The following is a 17,148-nucleotide window of genomic DNA, read 5'->3' as shown; positions in this document are numbered from 1 at the left end:
CTGGCGCGCCACCCGCTCCGAGCACGCCAACCGGGCCACAACTTCCGACGCGCGACACTAGGCTGTCGCCTGTGGAGAGCGACGCGATGCAGTCGATCCCGACGCAGATGGCGGCCTCCCCCGAGGCGCTCGCCCTGGCGACGGAGATCCTGGCCGGACACGGCACCATGACGGCCGCCATCGAGCAGGTCGGCGGCCTGCTCTCCGGCCTCGACGGCGTCGACCTGGTCGCGACCACGCTGGTCCTGCTGCGCCCCGCGGACACCGAGCAGTGGATCCCGCTCGGCGAGCGCGCCTGGCTGCGCGAGTGGCGCCGGCCCGGGGCCCACTGCTCCGTCGCGCCCCAGGAGGGCGGTGGCCCCGAGCAGGCGCTCACCATGCCCTGGCTCTCGCCGCGCGCCCGCTCCAGCGTGATCGCCGTCGTCGACGTCGAGCGCCTGCCCGAGGAAGCGGCCCAGGACCGGCGCGAGCTGACCGGCTGCGGGGTCCGCGCGGTCGTGAGCCAGTCGATCTCCCACCACGGCGTGCTCTACGGGAGCGTGGCGATGGCCCGCGAGGAGGCCGGTCCCTGGCCGGAGTCGCACCTGTCCGACGTACGCCTGCTCAGCGCGGCCGTCGCCTCCCGGATGGCCGAGGAGCTGGCCCAGCTCGCGCTCATCGACGCGATCCGGCGCGGTGACGACGCCCACCGCAGCAAGGAGCACTTCTTCGCCGCGCTCGGCCACGAGCTCCGGACCCCGATCGCCGCGATCCTCGGCACCGCCGAGCTCCTCGGCGAGGACGCCCGCGAGCGGGTCGAGACCGATGGCTCCGGGTTCGCCGCCGACGTCGCCCGCGACGCCGGCGTCGTGCTGCGCGCGGCCGAGCAGCTGCACGCCGTCGTCGAGGAGCTGCTCGGCACCGGGCAGGAGCTCGGGGGCGGGACCGAGACCCAGTGGGTCGATGTCGCCGAAGCGCTCGCCGACGTCGGGCACTGGCTGGCTGCGCCCGCGCGCGCCGGCGCGATCACGGTCAGCACCGACGTGGCACCGGGCGTCCTGGTCCGCACCACGCCGTCCGCGCTCCGCCAGATCCTGACCAACCTGCTCGGCAACGCCATCGCCTACAACTCCCCCGGCGGCAGCGTGCACGTCACGGCGAGCCGGGCGATCGACGAGTTCGGCCGCCCGCGGGTGCGGATCGGCGTCCGCGACGACGGTCCGGGCCTCACCCCCGAGCAGCAGCGCCAGGTGTTCGACCCGTTCGTGCGCTTCGCCGGCGCGGAGGTCCGCGGTACCGGGTTGGGGCTGTCGCTCTCGCGCTCGCTCGCGGAGCGCGACGGCGGGCTGATGGGCGTGGAGTCGACGCCCGCTGAGGGCTCGGTCTTCTGGCTCGACCTGGCGTCGTCCTAGCGGCTACAACAGCGTCTCGATCTGGGGGAACTGCCGCTGGAGCGCCCGCAGGTGCGGGGCGACGGCCGGGTGACGGTACTTGCCGGCCAGCGCTCCCTCGCCGCCGGCGACCCGGGCCAGCGCCCATTCGGCGCGGTTGAAGGCGGTGAGGACCGCGGTGACCCGCGCGCCCTGGGCGGCGTCCTCCCGGGCGGCGGCTCCGTCGGGGAGCCCCATCAGGTAGGCGTCGAGCAGCGGCTCGAACTCCTCGCGCGCCATCAGCATGAAGTAGCCGAGGTCGGCGCCGACCGGGCCGCGCCCGAGCATCGACCAGTCGATCGCGACGACGTCGTCGCCGTGCCGGCCGGGCAGGTTGGCCGGCACCGGGTCGCCGTGCTGCGCGACCTGGGGCAGTGCGTCGAGCTCGTCGAGCAGCGCGTACCGCTTGCCCCACAGATGCTCGGCGACGTCGGCCACCGTGGTCCGGGCCAGCGTGCGCCAGCCGCCGTGGCGCTCGACCCGGCGCATCCGGTCGCGCAGCTGGTCCTGCGCCAGCCAGCGGATCCCGCCGAGCTCGACACCCGCGAAGCGGCCGAGCCCGTGCGCCGCGAAGAGCCCGGTCACCGCCGCGTCCTCGACCCACTCCTGGGTCAGGGTGATGCCCTCGGAGTCCTCCTCGACCGCCGAGACGGGGCCGCGGAGACCCGGCGTACGGTCGACCAGGCAGGCGGTGACGACGTCGGCGCCCCGGCGCCAGTAGGCGAAGTGTCGTGGGTCGCTCAGCTCCGCCGGGTCGTGCTCGGCGGGTGCGGAGAGACGCTTGACGACCACGGGACGGTCGCCGACCACCGTGCGCCAGACGCCGACGGTGGACGTACCGGTGCCACCCGGGAGCGGGTGCCAGCCGGGCTCGGGCTGCCACATGCCGTCATCGTGGCAGAAAGAGACCCCGGGGACGGGGAGGTCAGGCCGATCCGGCGTCGGCGTTGACGACCTCGACCTGGACCGAGCACGCGTCCGCGACCGCCTGCTCCAGCACCGCGCGGCGCGGATCGGGTACGGCGAGCCACGGCCCGACCACCTCGAGCGAGCGCAATCGTGGGTCGCCGAGCACCTCCTCCACGGCCGGTCGGTCTCCCCCGGTGATCAGTGGGCCACGCAACCCGGCGAGGATCCGCGCCGCGTGCTCGGCGGCCGCCTCGTAGGCCTGCCGCGCCTGGTTGTCCCGGCGGCGGGCGAAGCGCTGCTGGCTCTGCCCGCCCGCTTTGGTGCGGCCCTGGACGTGCCGCTGACCGACCTTGGACTCGCCGGTCCGGTCGCCGGCCAGCCGGGCCACGGCGAAGCCGCCCTTGCGCACCAGGAGCACGCCCCAGTCGTCCGGCGCCACGGCCGCCGCGGCGAAGGCCTCGGCGTCCGGCAGGCCGTCGTACCCCTCGGCGAAGGGGAGGCGCGCCTGGAACGTCGAGCCGTCGGAGGCCGCTCCGGCCAGCGCGCCGCCGGCGAGCGTGAGTCCGGTCGCGCCGTGCCGGCCCTGGAAGTTCAGGACCCACCGCTCGAACCGGGCGGCTGGGACGAGGACGGGGGGCACGGGGACCACCCTAGGGCGGCGCCGAGTCAGCAGAAGACGAGGGCCGAGTCAGCACCACTGGTGCTGACTCGGCCCTCGTTCGGTCTCCTCGCGGAAACAGGAGCCCGGTCTCGACACACCCACCGCGACTTCGCAGGCTCAGTCGCGGGGCTTGCTCGACCTCTTCGGGTTGCTGCGGTTCACTTCGTTCACCGCAGCACCTCAGACATTGAAGCCGAGGGCGCGGAGCTGCTCGCGACCGTCGTCGGTGATCTTGTCGGGACCCCACGGCGGCATCCAGACCCAGTTGATGGCGACGTCGTTGACCAGGCCCTCCAGGGCGGAGTTGGTCTGGTCCTGGATGACGTCGGTCAACGGGCAGGCCGCCGAGGTCAGCGTCATGTCGATCACCAGGTTGCTGCCCTCGTCGAGGTGCAGGCCGTAGACCAGGCCCAGGTCGACGACGTTGATGCCGAGCTCGGGGTCGACGACGTCCTTCATCGCCTCGGTGACGTCGTCGACGGAGACGGTGGAGACTCCCCCGCCGGTCGCCTCGGGGACCTCCGGGAGGTCACTGTGGTCGATGGATCCGGTGTCAGCCATGTGCAGAGTCCTCCAGGGATCGGGCCGTGGCGTCCTTCCAGGCCATCCACGACAGTAGTGCGCACTTCACGCGGGCCGGGAACTTCGCGACGCCGGCGAAGGCGATGCCGTCCTCGAGCACGTCCTCGTCCGGCTCCACGGTGCCCTTGCCCTGCATCAGGGTCAGGAACGACTCGTGGATGGCCATCGCCTCGGCGACCGGCTTGCCGATCACCAGGTCGGTGAGCACCGACGCCGAGGCCTGAGAGATCGAGCAACCGACGGCGTCGTACGACACGTCGGCGACGGTTCCGTCGGCGACGTGCACGCGCAGCGTCACCTCGTCACCACAGGTCGGGTTCACGTGGTGCACCTCGGCCTCGTAGGGGTCGCGCAGTCCCCGGTGGTGCGGGTTCTTGTAATGGTCCAGGATGATCTCCTGGTACAGCGCGTCGAGCTCCTGGGTCATCGCATCAGCCCAACTTGAAGTAGGAGCGGGTGTATTCCAGGCCCTCGACCAGCGCGTCGATCTCCGCCGGTGTCGTGTAGAGGTACGACGACATCCGCGTCGAGCTCTGCACGCCGAAGCGGGCGTGCGCCGGCTTGGCGCAGTGGTGCCCGGCGCGGACGGCGATGCCGCGCGAGTCCAGCACCTGCGCCACGTCGTGCGGGTGCACCCCGTCGAGCTCGAAGGAGATCGCCCCGCCGCGCTCGGCCGCGTCGAGCGGTCCGAGGACCTTCAGCCCCGGGACCGTCGCGAGGCCCTCGAGCGCGTACGCCGTGATCGCCTGCTCGTGGGCGTGGATCGCGCCCAGGCCGACGTGGCCGAGGTAGTCGACCGCGGCACCGAGCCCGACCGCCTCGACGATCGGCGGCGTGCCGGCCTCGAAGCGGTGGGGGGCCCGGGCGTAGGTCGAGCGGGCCATCGTCACGGTCTCGATCATCTCGCCGCCCCCGTGGAACGGCGGGAGCTCGTTGAGCAGCTCCTCGCGTCCCCAGAGCACGCCGATGCCGGTCGGGCCGACCGTCTTGTGGCCGGTGAAGACCAGGAAGTCGCAGCCGGTCGCCGCCACGTCGACGGGCAGCTGCGGGGCCGCCTGGGAGGCGTCGACGACGGAGTAGGCGCCGACCGCCTTCGCCCGCGCGACCAGGTCGGTCACCGGGTTGATCGTGCCGAGCATGTTGGAGACCCAGGTGAAGGCCACCACCTTGGTGTGCTCGTCGACGAGCGCGTCGGCGTTCGACAGGTCGAGGTGGCCGTCGTCGGTCAGCCCGAACCAGCGCAGCTCCGCGCCGGAGCGCTCGCAGGCCAGCTGCCACGACACGATGTTGGAGTGGTGCTCCATCTCGGTGATCACGACGTTGTCGCCGGGACCGAGCTCGATCGTGCGCGCCAGCAGGTTCAGCGCCTCGGTGGCGTTCTTGGTGAAGATCACCTCGTTGCGCGAGGGCGCGTTGAGGAAGGCCGCGACCTGGTCACGGGCACCCTCGAAGGCCTCGGTCGCCTCCGCGCCGAGCGTGTGCATCGCCCGCGCGACGTTCGCGTTGTGCCGCTCGAGGTGGTCGACCATCGTGTCGATGACGACCTGCGGCTTCTGCGACGAGTTGGCGCTGTCGAGGTAGACCAGCGGCAGCCCGCCCGCGACGGTCCGGGACAGGATGGGGAAGTCGGCGCGGATCACCTCCAGCTCGGGGAGGAGGCCGGCCAGCTGGGTCTGGGTCATGGCTCAGACGCTCGCCGTCAGGAAGCGCTCGTACCCGTTCGCCTCGAGCTCCTCGGCCAGCTCGGGACCACCGGACTCGGCGACCTTGCCGTCGACGAACACGTGGACCCGGTCGGGCTGGATGTAGCGCAGGATCCGGGTGTAGTGGGTGATCAGCAGGACGCCCTTGCCGTCCTTGGCCCGGAACCGGTTGACCCCCTCGGAGACGACCTTCAGCGCGTCGATGTCGAGGCCCGAGTCGGTCTCGTCGAGGATCGCGACCTTCGGGTCCAGCAGCTCGAGCTGGGCGATCTCGTGGCGCTTCTTCTCGCCACCCGAGAAGCCCTCGTTGACCGAGCGGGTGCCGAAGGTCGGGTCCAGGTTGAGCTGCTCCAGGGCGGCGTTGACGTCCTTGACCCAGGTGCGGAGCTTGGGGGCCTCGCCGTCGATGGCGGTCTTGGCCGTGCGGAGGAAGTTGGATACCGAGACGCCCGGCACCTCGACGGGGTACTGCATGGCCAGGAACAGCCCGGCGCGGGCCCGCTCGTCGACGGACATCGCGAGGACGTCCTCGCCGTCGAGGGTCACCGAGCCGCCGGTGATGTCGTACTTCGGGTGGCCGGCGATCGAGTAGGCGAGCGTCGACTTGCCGGACCCGTTGGGGCCCATGATCGCGTGCGTCTCGCCGTCGTCGATCGTCAGCGTGACGCCCTTGAGGATCTCCTTGGGGCCGTCGTCGGTGCTGACCGAGACCTGCAGGTCCTTGATCTCAAGAGTGCTCATGAGGGGGTGACTCCGTTCAGGGTGGTGGTGACGTCGACGTAGACGACGTCCTCGCGGATCTCCACGGGGAAGGTCGCGACGGGTTCGGTGGCCGGGAGGCCGGTGGGCTTGCCGGTGCGGAGGTCGAAGCGGGAGCCGTGCAGCCAGCACTCGATCTGGCAGTCGGACACCTCGCCCTCGGACAGCGCGACGGCGGCGTGCGAGCAGAGGTCCTGCAGCGCGTACACCTCGTCGCCGTCGCGGGCGATGGCGAGCGTGTAGCGGCCGACGTCGACGGCCAGGCCCTCGTCGAGGGGGACGTCGGCGAGGGCGCAGGCGCGCTCGTACGACATCGCTCAGAGGCCCTTCAGGACGTTCTTCGCGAGCTCGGCCTCGACGGTCTCGAGGAGCTTCTCTTCGATGTCGGGGATGCCGATCTTGCGGATCAGGTCGTTGAAGAAGCCGTGCACGACCAGGCGGCGGGCCTCCTTCTCGGAGACGCCGCGCGAGCGGAGGTAGAACAGCTGCTCGTCGTCGAACCGGGCCGTCGCGGACGCGTGGCCCGCGCCCTCGATCTCGCCGGTCTCGATCTCCAGGTTCGGGACCGAGTCGGCCTGACAGCCGTCGGAGAGGACCAGGTTGCGGTTCTCCTCGTAGGTCTCGATGCCCTCGGCCACCTTGCGGATCAGCACGTTGCCGATCCACACGGTGTGCGCACCCTGGCCCTGGAGCGCGCCCTTGTAGACGACGTTGCTCTTGGTCTTGGGAGCGGTGTGGTCGGCGAACAGCCGGTGCTCGAGGTGCTGACCGTCGTCGGCGAAATAGAGGCCGAGCAGCTCGGCCTCGCCGCCGGGGCCGGCGTACTCGACGTTGGCGTGCATGCGCACCAGGTCGCCGCCGAAGGAGACCGACGTGTGGCGCACGTGCGCGTCCCGGCCGACCCGGATCGCGTCGCGGCCGAGATGGACCGCGTCGTCGTCCCAGTCCTGCAGGGTCAGCACGTTGAGGTCGGCACCGTCGCCGACCAGCACGCTGGTGATGGCGGAGTAGCGGGCGGAGCCGGTGTGGGCGATCACCACGGTCGCCTTGGAGAAGCGGCCCGCGCGGACGATGAGCCGACCCCAGACCAGGTGGTCGACCGACTCGCCGTGCAGGCGGACGACCACCGGCTCGGTGAGCTCGGTGTCGCCGGGCACGTCGAGCAGCAGCGCCGCCCCGGCGTTGGCCGCGGCCAGCGCGGACGGCCGGTCGTTGGGCGCCAGCTCCCCGATCTCGAGGGCCTGCTCGGCGCTGATCTCGGTGAGCGTCACGCCCTCGGGCAGCGACGTCTCCCAGGTCAGGTGGTCGGCCGAGGCCTCGCCCTCGAGGATCCCGCGCAGCCGCTTGAGCGGGGTGAACCGCCAGATCTCCTCGCGGCCGGTCGGGATCGGGTGGTCACCGAGGAGGTACGACGGCGGTGGGTTGAGGTGGCTCACCACCGGCGCCTGCTCGAGGGCCGACTCCACGCTCTCGCGGGCAGCATCAGTCACAGTCACTACGCGTTCTTTCTCGATCGGGGATGCGGGACGGGGCGGGGCTGGCTCAGCCCACCGCCCCTTCCATCTGGAGCTCGATGAGCCGGTTGAGCTCGAGGGCGTACTCCATCGGGAGCTCCTTGGCGATCGGCTCCACGAAGCCGCGGACGATCATCGCCATCGCCTCGTCCTGCTCCATGCCGCGCGACATCAGGTAGAAGAGCTGGTCGTCGGAGACCTTCGAGACGCTCGCCTCGTGGCCCATGGACACGTCGTCCTCGCGGATGTCGACGTACGGGTAGGTGTCGCTGCGGCTGATCTGGTCGACCAGCAGCGCGTCGCACAGCACGTTGGACTTCGAGCCGTGGGCGCCCTCGTTGACCTGGATCAGGCCCCGGTACGACGTCCGCCCGCCACCGCGCGCCACCGACTTGCTCAGGATCGAGCTGGAGGTGTGCGGCGCGGCGTGCACCATCTTGGCGCCGGCGTCCTGGTGCTGGCCCTCGCCCGCGAACGCGATGGAGAGCGTCTCGCCCTTGGCGTGCTCGCCCATCAGGTAGATGGCGGGGTACTTCATCGTCACCTTGGAGCCGATGTTGCCGTCGACCCACTCCATGGTCGCGCCGGCCTCGCAGGTGGCGCGCTTGGTGACGAGGTTGTAGACGTTGTTCGACCAGTTCTGGATCGTCGTGTAGCGGACGCGGGCGCCCTTCTTCACGATGATCTCGACGACCGCGGAGTGCAGCGAGTCGGAGCTGTAGATCGGCGCCGTGCAGCCCTCGACGTAGTGCACGTACGAGTCCTCGTCGGCGATGATGAGGGTCCGCTCGAACTGGCCCATGTTCTCGGTGTTGATCCGGAAGTAGGCCTGCAGCGGGATGTCGACGTGCACGCCCTTCGGCACGTAGATGAACGAGCCGCCGGACCACACCGAGGTGTTGAGCGCGGAGAACTTGTTGTCACCGACCGGGATGACGGTGCCGAAGTACTCCTTGAAGATCTCCTCGTGCTCGCGCAGCGCCGTGTCGGTGTCGACGAAGATGACGCCCTGCTCCTCGAGGTCCTCGCGGATCGAGTGGTAGACGACCTCCGACTCGTACTGCGCGGCGACGCCCGAGACGAGTCGCTGCTTCTCCGCCTCCGGGATGCCGAGCTTGTCGTAGGTGTTCTTGATGTCCTCGGGCAGGTCGTCCCAGGTCGCGGCCTGCTTCTCCGACGAGCGCACGAAGTACTTGATGTTGTCGAAGTCGATGCCGCCGAGGTCCGAGCCCCAGGTGGGCATGGGCTTCCGGTCGAAGAGCTTCAGGCCCTTCAGACGCAGGTCGAGCATCCACTGGGGCTCGCTCTTCTTGCCCGAGATGTCGCGGACCACGTCCTCGTTGAGCCCACGCTTCGCCGTGGCGCCGGCGTCGTCACTGTCGGCCCAGCCGAACTCGTAGCGACCGATGCCCTGCAGCTCCGGGTTGAGTTCTTCGATCGAGGTCATGTGGTGACCTGCTCCTTCTTCTCGGTGGTCGTCGGAACGGTGGGGATGCAGGTCGTGCACACCCCGTCACCGTGGGCGATGGTGGCCAGGCGCTGGACGTGGCGGCCGAGCACGCGGCTGATCGCCTCGGTCTCGGCCTCGCACAGCTGGGGGAACTCGTGGGCGACGTGCGCGACTGGGCAGTGCTGCTGGCAGAGCTGGTCCCCCACGCTCTGCTTGTTGACCAAGGGCAGCTGCTTCACCGACGCGGCGTACCCCTGCTCGGTGAAGACCTGGGCCAGCACCTGGGCCGGGGACAGCGACGGGTCGGCCTGGCTGACGCCCGCGAACCTCTCCTCGATGAACGCAACGCGGCGCTTCGAGAATTCCCGTACGGCGCCCTCGCCGCCGGTCTCGGCCAGGAACCGGAGCGCCTGGGCCGCGAGGTCGTCGTACTGCTGGTCGAAGTTGTCGCGTCCCGCCTCGGTGAGCGCGAACGTCTTGGCGGGCCGGCCGCGGCCGCGGGTGGCGTCGCTGCGCGGGTCCCGGGCCTCGACGGCCCCCTCGGCGACCAGTTGGTCGAGGTGCCGGCGGACCGCCGCGGCGGTCAGGTCGAGCCGCTCCGCGAGGGCCGCGGCGGTGGACGGTCCGTTGACGAGGATCGACCGCGCGACGCGCTCGCGCGTCGGCTCGTCGTGCGTCCCGTCGAATTCCACAACACCAGTGTGCCGTTATTGTTTTGCCCGCTTCAAGCAAGGCAACCCTTACCCCAGGCGGGACGGTGACGTGTGTCTCAGCCAGGCCAGGCCGGCGAACGGCAGCAGCAGGGGCAGGAAGCCGTAGCCCTGGCCGAAGTGCGACCACACCGTCTTGTCGGGGAACAGGTCGGTCGCGAGGTAGCTCAGCGTGCCGACGACCAGGACGCCGACGGCCTCGACGGAGCAGGCCGCCACCGCCGCGGACCAGGCGCGACGACCACCGAGCAGCAGGCAGGTGGTCGCGGCGAGGTAGACGACCGCGGCGAGGAGCGAGAGCGAGTACGCCAGCGGCGCCTTCTCGGCGTCGACGCCGAGCTGGACCAGCGAGCGGCCGGTCGCGGCGACCGCGAACACGCCGTACACCGCGACCAGGATCCGGCCCGGGCCGGACGACAGCTCGTCGATCGACGGCCGGGGGGCCTGCTCCCGGCTAGCCACCGGCGGTCCAGATCGACTGCAGGCGCGCCTCGCAGGCGGCGACGGTGATCAGGGCGACCAGCAGCACCCCGGTCCCCCAGCGGGTCCGCTCGACCAGCGCCAGTCCGGCGCCGACGGGGAGCACCAGCAGCGCGGTGAACAGGTAGGCGACGAAGGTGATGCCGTCGACGTCGCGCTCGGTCGCGCCGAGCGCGACCAGGCCGCCGACGACCTGACCGAGCAGCACCAGCGCGAGGACGCCGAGCAGCGCGAAGTAGGGGTCGCTCGGCGGGCTCTGGTCGCGAACGATCATCACGACCGTCCACACGGCGGCGGCCGCGGTGAGGGCCAGCACCAGCCCCAGGACCCAGACGTTCACGGGCGGAACGCTAGCCGCGTGAGGCAGGTCTCGCGACGCGGGCCCCGTCGGACGGCCCCGGAGGGTCCGCGCGGGAGTGACTTCCTACACTTGGCCCGTGTCCGACACCGCTCCTGCCGTCGTCGTCGACGGCCTGGTGATGCGGTACGGCGACAAGGTGGCCGTCGACGAGCTCTCCCTGACCGTCGGGCGCGGCAGCATCACCGCCGTCCTCGGGCCGAACGGCGCCGGCAAGACCACCACCCTCGAGACCTGCGAGGGCTACCGGAGGCCGCAGCGCGGCACGGTCCAGGTGCTCGGGCTCGACCCCGTCAAGGACCGACGCGACCTGCTCCCCCGGATCGGCGTGATGTTGCAGGGTGGCGGGGCCTGGAGCGGGGTGCGGGCGATGGAGATGCTCCGCCACGTGGCCAAGCTGCACGCCCACCCGCTCGACGTCGAGATGCTGTCCGACCGGCTGGGCCTGGCCGACTGCGGGCGGACGCCGTACCGGCGGCTGTCGGGGGGTCAGCAGCAGCGGGTCGGGCTGGCGATGGCGCTCGTCGGGCGGCCCGAGGTCGTGTTCGTGGACGAGCCGACGGCCGGCATGGACCCGCAGCTGCGCCGGACGACCTGGGAGCTGCTGGAGGAGCTGCGCGGCGACGGCGTCAGCGTCGTGCTCACGACCCACTACATGGACGAGGCCGAGCGGCTCGCCGACCACATTCACATCATCGACCGGGGCCGGCTGATCGCGTCGGGGTCGCCGCTGGAGCTGACCCGCGGCGGCAGCACCGCCACCATCCGGCTGGTCGTCACCCGGCCGTTCCCGCCGGGCTCGCCGGAGTCGCTCCGCGCCGCCCTCGGCGAGGCGATCGTGGTGACCCAGCTCGACGACGTCAGCCTGCTCGTCACCGGGCCGGCCGACGCCTCGACGCTGGCCAAGGTGTCGCGCTGGTGCGACGAGAACCAGGTGCTCCCGGAGTCGCTGACCCTGGGCGTGCGCAACCTCGAGGACGTCTTCCTCCAGCTGACCGGACGGGAGCTCGCCACGTGAGCGGCACCTTCACCCCGCGTCCCGGCGCCGCGCCGCTGCACCGGATGGTGCTCGCCCAGGCGTCCATGGAGGCCCGGCTGATGCTGCGCAACGGCGAGCAGCTGCTGCTCGCCATCGTGATCCCGGTGATCGTGCTGGTGGGCGCGGTTCAGGGTGCGGACCGGATCGACCTGGAGCTCTCCGGGCGACCGATCGACGAGTTCGCCCCGGGCGTGCTCGCGCTCGCCGTGATGTCGACCGCGTTCACGTCGCTGGCGATCGCCACCGGCTTCGAGCGCCGGTACGGCGTCATCAAGCGGCTCGGCAGCTCGCCACTCCCCCGCACCGGTCTGCTCCTCGGCAAGATCGGCGCGCTGCTGCTGGTCGAGCTGCTCCAGGGCGTGGTCATCACCGCCGTCGCGCTCGGCCTGGGCTGGGACCCGGACGTCTCCGTGCTCGGGGTGCTGCTGACCGTCGTGGCCGGCACCGCCGCGTTCGCGTCCCTCGGCCTCCTGCTGGCCGGCGCGCTCCGTGCGGAGGCGACGCTGGCGGCCGCCAACCTGGTCTACCTGCTCCTGATGGCCGGCGGGGCCGTCGTCCTGCCGTCGACGGCGTACGGCGCGTTCGGCGACGTCGTCCGCTGGCTGCCCTCCGGCGCGCTCGGCGACTCGATGCGCGCCGCCCTCCTCGACGGCGCCCTCGACCCGATGGGCCTGGCCGTGCTGGCCGGCTGGGCCGTGGTCGGCGCCGTCCTGACCGCGAGGACCTTCACGTGGGAGTGACGAGGTTCCTGCGCCCGGTGGCCGCGCGGCTCGCCCCCTGGCTGTGGCCGGTCGCCGTCGCCAACCTGCTGGCCAACATGCTGCTGGTGGTCACCGGCGCCGCCGTACGCCTGACCGGGTCGGGGCTGGGCTGCCCGACCTGGCCGCGGTGCACCGACGAGTCGTTCGTGACCCACCCGAGCATGGGCATCCACGGGGTGATCGAGTTCGGCAACCGGATGCTCACCTTCGTGCTGGTGGTGGTCGCCGTCCTCTGCGTGCTCGCCGCCCGGGGCACGCGGGACCGGCGTTCCACGCGGCTCAGCACCGTCGTGCTCCTCGGGGTGCCGCTGCAGGCGGTCATCGGCGGGATCACCGTGCTCACCGACCTGAACCCGTGGGTGGTCTCGCTGCACCTGGTGGCCTCGCTGCTGATGGTCATGGTGTGCCTGGCCCTCCTCGACCACCTGCGCAGCCCGGCGCGTCCCGACGCGCCGCCGCTGCCCCGCGCCCTGGCGACCGCGGTGCTCGTCGTCGGCGCCGTGGTGCTCTACCTCGGCACCATGGTCACCGGCGCCGGGCCGCACGCCGGAGACCTCGAGGCGGTCCGCAACGGACTGACGCCCCGGGTGATCTCCCACGTGCACGCCGCATCGGTCTACGTCCTGGTGAGCCTGACCGTGGCCCTGCTGGTCGTCGCGGTGCGCCGCGCCGACCGGTGGCTGACCGTCGTCGTCGGCGCCCTGCTCGCCCTCGAGCTGGCCCAGGGCGTCGTCGGGTGGACGCAGTACCTCCTCGACCTGCCCGAGCTGCTGGTCGCCCTGCACCTGCTGGGCGCCTCGCTGCTGGCCGCCGGGTTCGCGCGGGTGTGGCTGGCGGTGCGGGCCCACGAGCCCGTGCAGGAGCACACCGGGCGACTGCTGGCCTGGGCCGCCGGCCGGGACGCGACGACCGCGGCGCGTCAGACCAGCGACGCGTAGATCCCCTCCAGCCGGGCCGCGACGCTGCTCTGCAGGAACCGCTTCACCTCGACCTGCCCGCGATCGGCGAGACCACGGGCCCGTGCGGGATCCGCGATGAGCGTCGTCAGCGACGACGCCAGCGCCGCCACCTCCCCCGGCGGTACGACGAGCGCGGACTCGCCCGGCACGACCATGTCCGCGATGCCGCCGCGCCCGGTGGTGACGAGCGGGGCCCCCACGGCCATCGCCTCCAGGACCGTGGTCGGGCACGGATCGGGCCACTCGCTCGGCAGCACCGCGGCGACCGCGTGCCGGAAGCCCGACAGCACCCGTGCGTGCTCCCAGTGGTGGTGCACGTGCACGCCCTCCGGCAGCTCGCCCAGCGGATCCGCCGGGCGGCCCACGAGCACCAGCTCCGGGCGCCCCTCGGGCAGCCGCCGCCAGGCCTCGAGCAGCGTCCGCACCCCCTTCTGCTCGCTCAGGTCCCCCGCGAAGAAGAGGTACGGCGCCCGCGGGAGCGCGTCGTCGCGCACCGGCTCCGGCAGCGCGGTCAGCGCGTCCGGGACGAAGTTGGGGACCACCTCCCAGCGCACCCCCTGCTCGTCAAGCCGGTTCGCCTCGCCGACGTACCGGCTGACGGGGGTGAAGACGTCGACGACCCGTTTGCGCAGCGGCAGCTCGGCGGCCACGGCGGTGGCGACCAGCTGCCCGCGCCCGCGCCCGTAGTGGTCGGAGGCGCACGAGAGGCACTTGCGCAGCCCCGGGCCGGAGCAGACCTCGCCCTCGAACATGAACCGCTTGGTGGCGCAGACGTGGCTGTAGTCGTGTAGCGAGAGCACCAGCGGGAGCCGCCGCGCGGCCGGCAGCACGGCGTACGACGCGACGATCCAGTTGTGGGCGTGCACCACGTCCGGCTCGAGCCGCTTCACCAACCGGGCCAGGTCGCGGGTGGTCCACGGGTCCGGGACGGGTACGGCGAGCGGGCGGTCAGCGGTCGGGTAGAGCCGGGGCGCCCGGCGGCCGACGTGGTCGAGCAGGTGCACGGTCACGCCCGGGTCGCGCAGCGGCGCCAAGTCTGCGTCGAGCGTGGCCACGTGCACGTCGTGGCCGCGCTCCGCGAGCGCCACCGCCAGGTTGCGGACGTGCCGCTCCTCGCCGCCGATCACCGGCGGGTAGAGCTGGGCCAGCAGCAGGATCCTCACCCGCGGGCTCCGCGCAGCAGCCCGGCGAGCACGGCGACGCAGCCCAGCACCAGGCCCGCGGCCCGGCGTGGACGCCCGCGCAGCAGCGCGGTCAGCACGGCGGCCGGCATCCGGCGTGCGAAGGCGGTCTCGGGGCCGAGCGCGCCCGACGCCTCCTGCTGACGCGCCATCCGGGCCTTCATCCGGCCCTCGCCGTAGCAGCGGGCGGCGAAGTAGCCCCAGGTGAGCCGGTCGACGGGCACCCGGTGGTGGATCCTTGCCTCGGGCTCGAAGGCGAAGACTCCTCCGGTCGCGGCGGTGGCGCGCAGGCAGAAGTCCGCCTCCTCGCCGCCCCCGATTTCGTTGCCGTGGTGGCCGACCGTGGCGTCGAAGCCCCCCACCTCCAGGAAGACCGCGCGTCGGACGAGTGCGCAGCCCCCGAAGAAGTTGCGCACCCGCGCCGGCTCGGTCGGCATCCCCCGGTAGCTGCAGCCGACCACCCAGAGGAACTCGTCGGCCAGCCAGCCCGGTCGCGGCCCGGCGAAGTCGGCCAGGGACCGCCCGCTCGACCCGAGCACCTGCGGGTCCGCCATCGGGCGCAGCAGCACCGCGAGCCAGTCCGGCTCGGCGACGGCGTCGTCGTCCAGGAAGACGACGAGGTCGGTGCTGAGCGCCTCCGCGCCCCGGGTCCGGGCCACCGAGACGCCCTGGTTGCGGCCGAGGCAGAGCACCTTCTCGTCGGGCAGCGCGGTCCGGACGACGTCGGCGAGCGCCTCGTCGCCGTCCACGACGACCAGCAGCTCGTCGGGCGGCCAGGTCTGGCCGCGCACGGACGCGACGGCACTCAGCAGCTGGTCGAGCCGCTCCGCCTGGTGGGTGCAGACGAGCACGCCGATCGACGAGCCGGTGAAGTCGGTCAGGTCCATGTCGTCCCCGTGGTCCCCAGGGCCGTACGGCGGGCGAGCCGCCAGGCCGGTGTCGCCGCGCGCTTGGCCAGCGGCAGGAGGCCGCGGGGGCCACCTGCCACCAGGTCCAGCAGCGTGGCCGGGTCGTGGTCGGGGCGCACGTGCAGCCGCGAGACGGCGTACGGGTCCTCGTCGGGGGCGTGCAGCCGGTGGCCGATCGCGCAGGCGTGGGCGTAGCCGGCGGCCGCGACCTGCCGGCGCAGCCGGCGGGCGTGGTAGCCGTGGGGGTAGCAGAACGCGTCGACGCGCCGCTGGACGACGTCCTCGAGGACCGCCCGGCTCTCGCGGAGGTGGTCGGCCGCGTCCGAAGGAGGCAGCACGTCCATCGGGACGTGGACGGCGCCGTGGCTGCCCACCTCGATCCCGCCGGCGGCCACGTCGGCGAGATCGTCCGGGCCGAGCAGCGGCAGGCCGGACGCGCCGTCGGAGAGCCAGGAGGCGGTCCCGCCCAGGTCCCGGGTCGGCACGTAGAGGGTCGCGCTCGCCCGCGCGGCCGCCAGTACGGCGATCGCCTGCTCGGCGAAGTCGACGTACCCGTCGTCGAAGGTGAGGGCCACCGCCGTGCGCCCCGCCGCGTGGGCGGCGAGCGCGTCGGACAGCCCGAGCAGCGCGTAGCCGGCCTCCGACAGGGCGGACAGCTGCTCGGCGAGCAGGCCGGTCGGCACGCTCAGGTCGGCGAGCCGGCCCGGCATCGGGGTCCCGACGGCGTGGTACATCAGCACGGGCAGGTCACTCATGCGGTCCTCGCCTCCTCCGCCCGCCGGACCAGCCGGGCGCGCGGTCCCAGCCGGCCCCGGGCGTAGCCCGCGGTGGTCGCGGCCAGGGCGGTGACGATCCCCGCGGCGCCCTGCCAGCCATCGCGGTCACCCCGAGCGGCGCGGGCCAGCTCGCGCCGAACCCCGCCGGGGAGCACCCGGGTGACGTAGCCGCGCTCGACCGCGGTCGCGTCGGTGCTGCCGACCACGGCGGCCATCGCGGCCTTCGAGAGGCCCTCCGCGTAGGAGCGCGTGCGCAGGTAGCGCCAGGTCGTGCGGTCGGCGGTGACCCGGTGGTCGACGACCGAGGCCGGCTCCAGGACCACCCGGGCGTGCGGGTGGCGCTGGCGCAGCCGGATGCAGAGCTCGGTCTCCTCGCAGCCCAGCGGCAGCGCCCCGATCCGGCCCGCGCCCTCCGCGAAGCCGCCGAGCTCCTCGAGCGCCGTACGACGGAAGGACATGCTGCAGCCCATCAGGTTGCGGACGTCGGCACGTTCCTCGGGCAGGCCGCGGTAGGTGCAGCCGACGACCCAGTCCAACTCGGTGGCCAGCTGGCCGGGGCGGGCGCCGTCGGGCCAGACCGGCCGAGCGGCCCCACCGACCGCCAGGACGTCGGGGTCGTCGTACGGCTCGAGCATCCGCTCCAGCCAGTCGGGACGCGGCACGGCGTCGTCGTCCAGGAAGGCCACGACCTCACCGCGGGCGAGCCCGACCGCGGTGTTGCGGGCCCCGGAGAGACCGCGCAGCCGGGTGCTCGGGACCGCCTCGACGTCGGGGAAGGCCTCCCGCACACGGGCCAGCAGGTCGTCCTCGTGGTCGACGACGACCAGCACCTGGCTCGGGGCCACGGTCTGAGTCGCGAGCCCGTCCAGCGCCGCGACCAGGTCGGTCCAGCGCGCCGCGGTGTAGGCGCACACCACGGCGGTCACGTCAGGTCGGCGCGTCGTCCCCGTCATCGGCCGGCCGTCCAAGGAGGGAACCCAGCCGCAGCC

General features: G+C 72.7%; 20 protein-coding genes. 4 read left to right on the top strand and 16 right to left on the bottom strand.

All coding sequences use genetic code 11. From position 1 onward, the window contains the following. Nucleotides 1-71 precede the first annotated feature (71 nt). Nucleotides 72-1,391 carry a sensor histidine kinase gene (locus BLT76_RS12595; protein ID WP_090856192.1) on the top strand — a complete coding sequence of 440 codons (1,320 nt, stop codon included), beginning with the start codon at nucleotides 72-74 and terminating at the stop codon, nucleotides 1,389-1,391. Between the two features lie 3 nt (nucleotides 1,392-1,394). On the opposite strand, the gene BLT76_RS12590 is transcribed toward BLT76_RS12595, so the two are convergent. The 12 genes from BLT76_RS12590 to BLT76_RS12535 all read right to left on the bottom strand — a co-directional run bounded on the left by BLT76_RS12590 (nucleotide 1,395) and on the right by BLT76_RS12535 (nucleotide 10,517). Continuing rightward, nucleotides 1,395-2,294, bottom strand: coding sequence for a phosphotransferase (locus BLT76_RS12590; RefSeq protein WP_090856190.1), 900 nt, complete (start codon nucleotides 2,292-2,294; stop codon nucleotides 1,395-1,397). Nucleotides 2,295-2,334: 40 nt separating this feature from the next. After that, nucleotides 2,335-2,958, bottom strand: a complete 624-nt coding sequence (locus BLT76_RS12585) for an acVLRF1 family peptidyl-tRNA hydrolase (protein WP_090856186.1) — start codon at nucleotides 2,956-2,958, stop codon at nucleotides 2,335-2,337. A 201-nt stretch (nucleotides 2,959-3,159) separates the two neighbouring features. After that, nucleotides 3,160-3,540, bottom strand: coding sequence for a metal-sulfur cluster assembly factor (locus tag BLT76_RS12580; protein WP_090856182.1), 381 nt, complete (start codon nucleotides 3,538-3,540; stop codon nucleotides 3,160-3,162). Then, nucleotides 3,533-3,988: a Fe-S cluster assembly sulfur transfer protein SufU gene (gene sufU, locus BLT76_RS12575; protein ID WP_090856180.1), complete on the bottom strand. Its 456-nt coding sequence runs from the start codon at nucleotides 3,986-3,988 to the stop codon at nucleotides 3,533-3,535. The genes BLT76_RS12580 and sufU overlap by 8 nt, the downstream gene beginning before the upstream one ends. Before the next feature lie 4 nt (nucleotides 3,989-3,992). Next, entirely contained in the window at nucleotides 3,993-5,243 is a 1,251-nt protein-coding gene (locus BLT76_RS12570) for a cysteine desulfurase (protein ID WP_090856177.1), read from the bottom strand. Between the two features lie 3 nt (nucleotides 5,244-5,246). Continuing rightward, a complete protein-coding gene (sufC, locus tag BLT76_RS12565) occupies nucleotides 5,247-6,005 on the bottom strand; it encodes a Fe-S cluster assembly ATPase SufC (protein ID WP_090856174.1) in 759 nt (252 codons plus the stop codon). Then, nucleotides 6,002-6,337 (bottom strand): non-heme iron oxygenase ferredoxin subunit, encoded by a 336-nt coding sequence (locus BLT76_RS12560; protein WP_090856171.1) that lies wholly within the window; start codon nucleotides 6,335-6,337, stop codon nucleotides 6,002-6,004. The genes sufC and BLT76_RS12560 overlap by 4 nt, the downstream gene beginning before the upstream one ends. Nucleotides 6,338-6,340: 3 nt before the next feature. Further along, nucleotides 6,341-7,513, bottom strand: coding sequence for a Fe-S cluster assembly protein SufD (gene sufD, locus BLT76_RS12555; RefSeq protein ID WP_308632299.1), 1,173 nt, complete (start codon nucleotides 7,511-7,513; stop codon nucleotides 6,341-6,343). A 52-nt stretch (nucleotides 7,514-7,565) separates the two neighbouring features. After that, on the bottom strand, nucleotides 7,566-8,984 hold the full coding sequence (gene sufB / locus BLT76_RS12550) for a Fe-S cluster assembly protein SufB (protein WP_090856163.1): 1,419 nt from the start codon (nucleotides 8,982-8,984) through the stop codon (nucleotides 7,566-7,568). Next, entirely contained in the window at nucleotides 8,981-9,679 is a 699-nt protein-coding gene (locus BLT76_RS12545; protein ID WP_090856159.1) for a helix-turn-helix transcriptional regulator, read from the bottom strand. Before BLT76_RS12545 ends, sufB begins: the two co-directional genes overlap by 4 nt. Before the next feature lie 48 nt (nucleotides 9,680-9,727). Beyond that, nucleotides 9,728-10,159: a hypothetical protein gene (locus BLT76_RS12540; RefSeq protein ID WP_244509384.1), complete on the bottom strand. Its 432-nt coding sequence runs from the start codon at nucleotides 10,157-10,159 to the stop codon at nucleotides 9,728-9,730. After that, the gene (locus tag BLT76_RS12535) at nucleotides 10,152-10,517 is read right to left on the bottom strand and encodes a hypothetical protein (RefSeq protein WP_090856156.1); all 366 of its coding nucleotides are present in this window, start codon (nucleotides 10,515-10,517) and stop codon (nucleotides 10,152-10,154) included. Before BLT76_RS12535 ends, BLT76_RS12540 begins: the two co-directional genes overlap by 8 nt. Before the next feature lie 97 nt (nucleotides 10,518-10,614). Between BLT76_RS12535 and BLT76_RS12530 the strand changes: the two genes are divergently transcribed. From BLT76_RS12530 to BLT76_RS12520, 3 genes are read left to right on the top strand one after another with little or no spacing between them, the layout of a single operon-like run. Next, complete coding sequence (locus tag BLT76_RS12530) at nucleotides 10,615-11,553, top strand: ABC transporter ATP-binding protein (protein ID WP_244509383.1); 939 nt, start codon at nucleotides 10,615-10,617, stop codon at nucleotides 11,551-11,553. Continuing rightward, nucleotides 11,550-12,314 (top strand): ABC transporter permease, encoded by a 765-nt coding sequence (locus BLT76_RS12525; protein ID WP_308632298.1) that lies wholly within the window; start codon nucleotides 11,550-11,552, stop codon nucleotides 12,312-12,314. The genes BLT76_RS12530 and BLT76_RS12525 overlap by 4 nt, the downstream gene beginning before the upstream one ends. Further along, complete coding sequence (locus BLT76_RS12520) at nucleotides 12,305-13,273, top strand: COX15/CtaA family protein (protein WP_244509382.1); 969 nt, start codon at nucleotides 12,305-12,307, stop codon at nucleotides 13,271-13,273. Before BLT76_RS12525 ends, BLT76_RS12520 begins: the two co-directional genes overlap by 10 nt. Here BLT76_RS12520 and BLT76_RS25710 read toward each other — a convergent pair. Genes BLT76_RS25710 through BLT76_RS12500 form a run of 4 tightly spaced genes read right to left on the bottom strand, consistent with a single transcriptional unit; the run spans nucleotide 13,255 to nucleotide 17,085 of the window. After that, a complete protein-coding gene (locus BLT76_RS25710; RefSeq protein ID WP_170867037.1) occupies nucleotides 13,255-14,457 on the bottom strand; it encodes a glycosyltransferase family 4 protein in 1,203 nt (400 codons plus the stop codon). The two genes, BLT76_RS12520 and BLT76_RS25710, sit on opposite strands and share 19 nt — an antisense overlap. Beyond that, a complete protein-coding gene (locus tag BLT76_RS12510) occupies nucleotides 14,454-15,362 on the bottom strand; it encodes a glycosyltransferase family 2 protein (protein ID WP_090856153.1) in 909 nt (302 codons plus the stop codon). Before BLT76_RS12510 ends, BLT76_RS25710 begins: the two co-directional genes overlap by 4 nt. Next, entirely contained in the window at nucleotides 15,353-16,138 is a 786-nt protein-coding gene (locus tag BLT76_RS12505) for a polysaccharide deacetylase family protein (protein ID WP_090856150.1), read from the bottom strand. Before BLT76_RS12505 ends, BLT76_RS12510 begins: the two co-directional genes overlap by 10 nt. Beyond that, on the bottom strand, nucleotides 16,135-17,085 hold the full coding sequence (locus BLT76_RS12500; protein WP_211752914.1) for a glycosyltransferase family 2 protein: 951 nt from the start codon (nucleotides 17,083-17,085) through the stop codon (nucleotides 16,135-16,137). The genes BLT76_RS12505 and BLT76_RS12500 overlap by 4 nt, the downstream gene beginning before the upstream one ends. Nucleotides 17,086-17,148 lie beyond the last annotated feature (63 nt).

Origin of the sequence: Nocardioides lianchengensis (assembly GCF_900101465.1) — a bacterium.
GTDB lineage: Bacteria > Actinomycetota > Actinomycetes > Propionibacteriales > Nocardioidaceae > Nocardioides > Nocardioides lianchengensis.
Note: the sequence above shows the minus strand (reverse complement) of the source record. Positions and strands in the feature narration are given on the sequence as shown.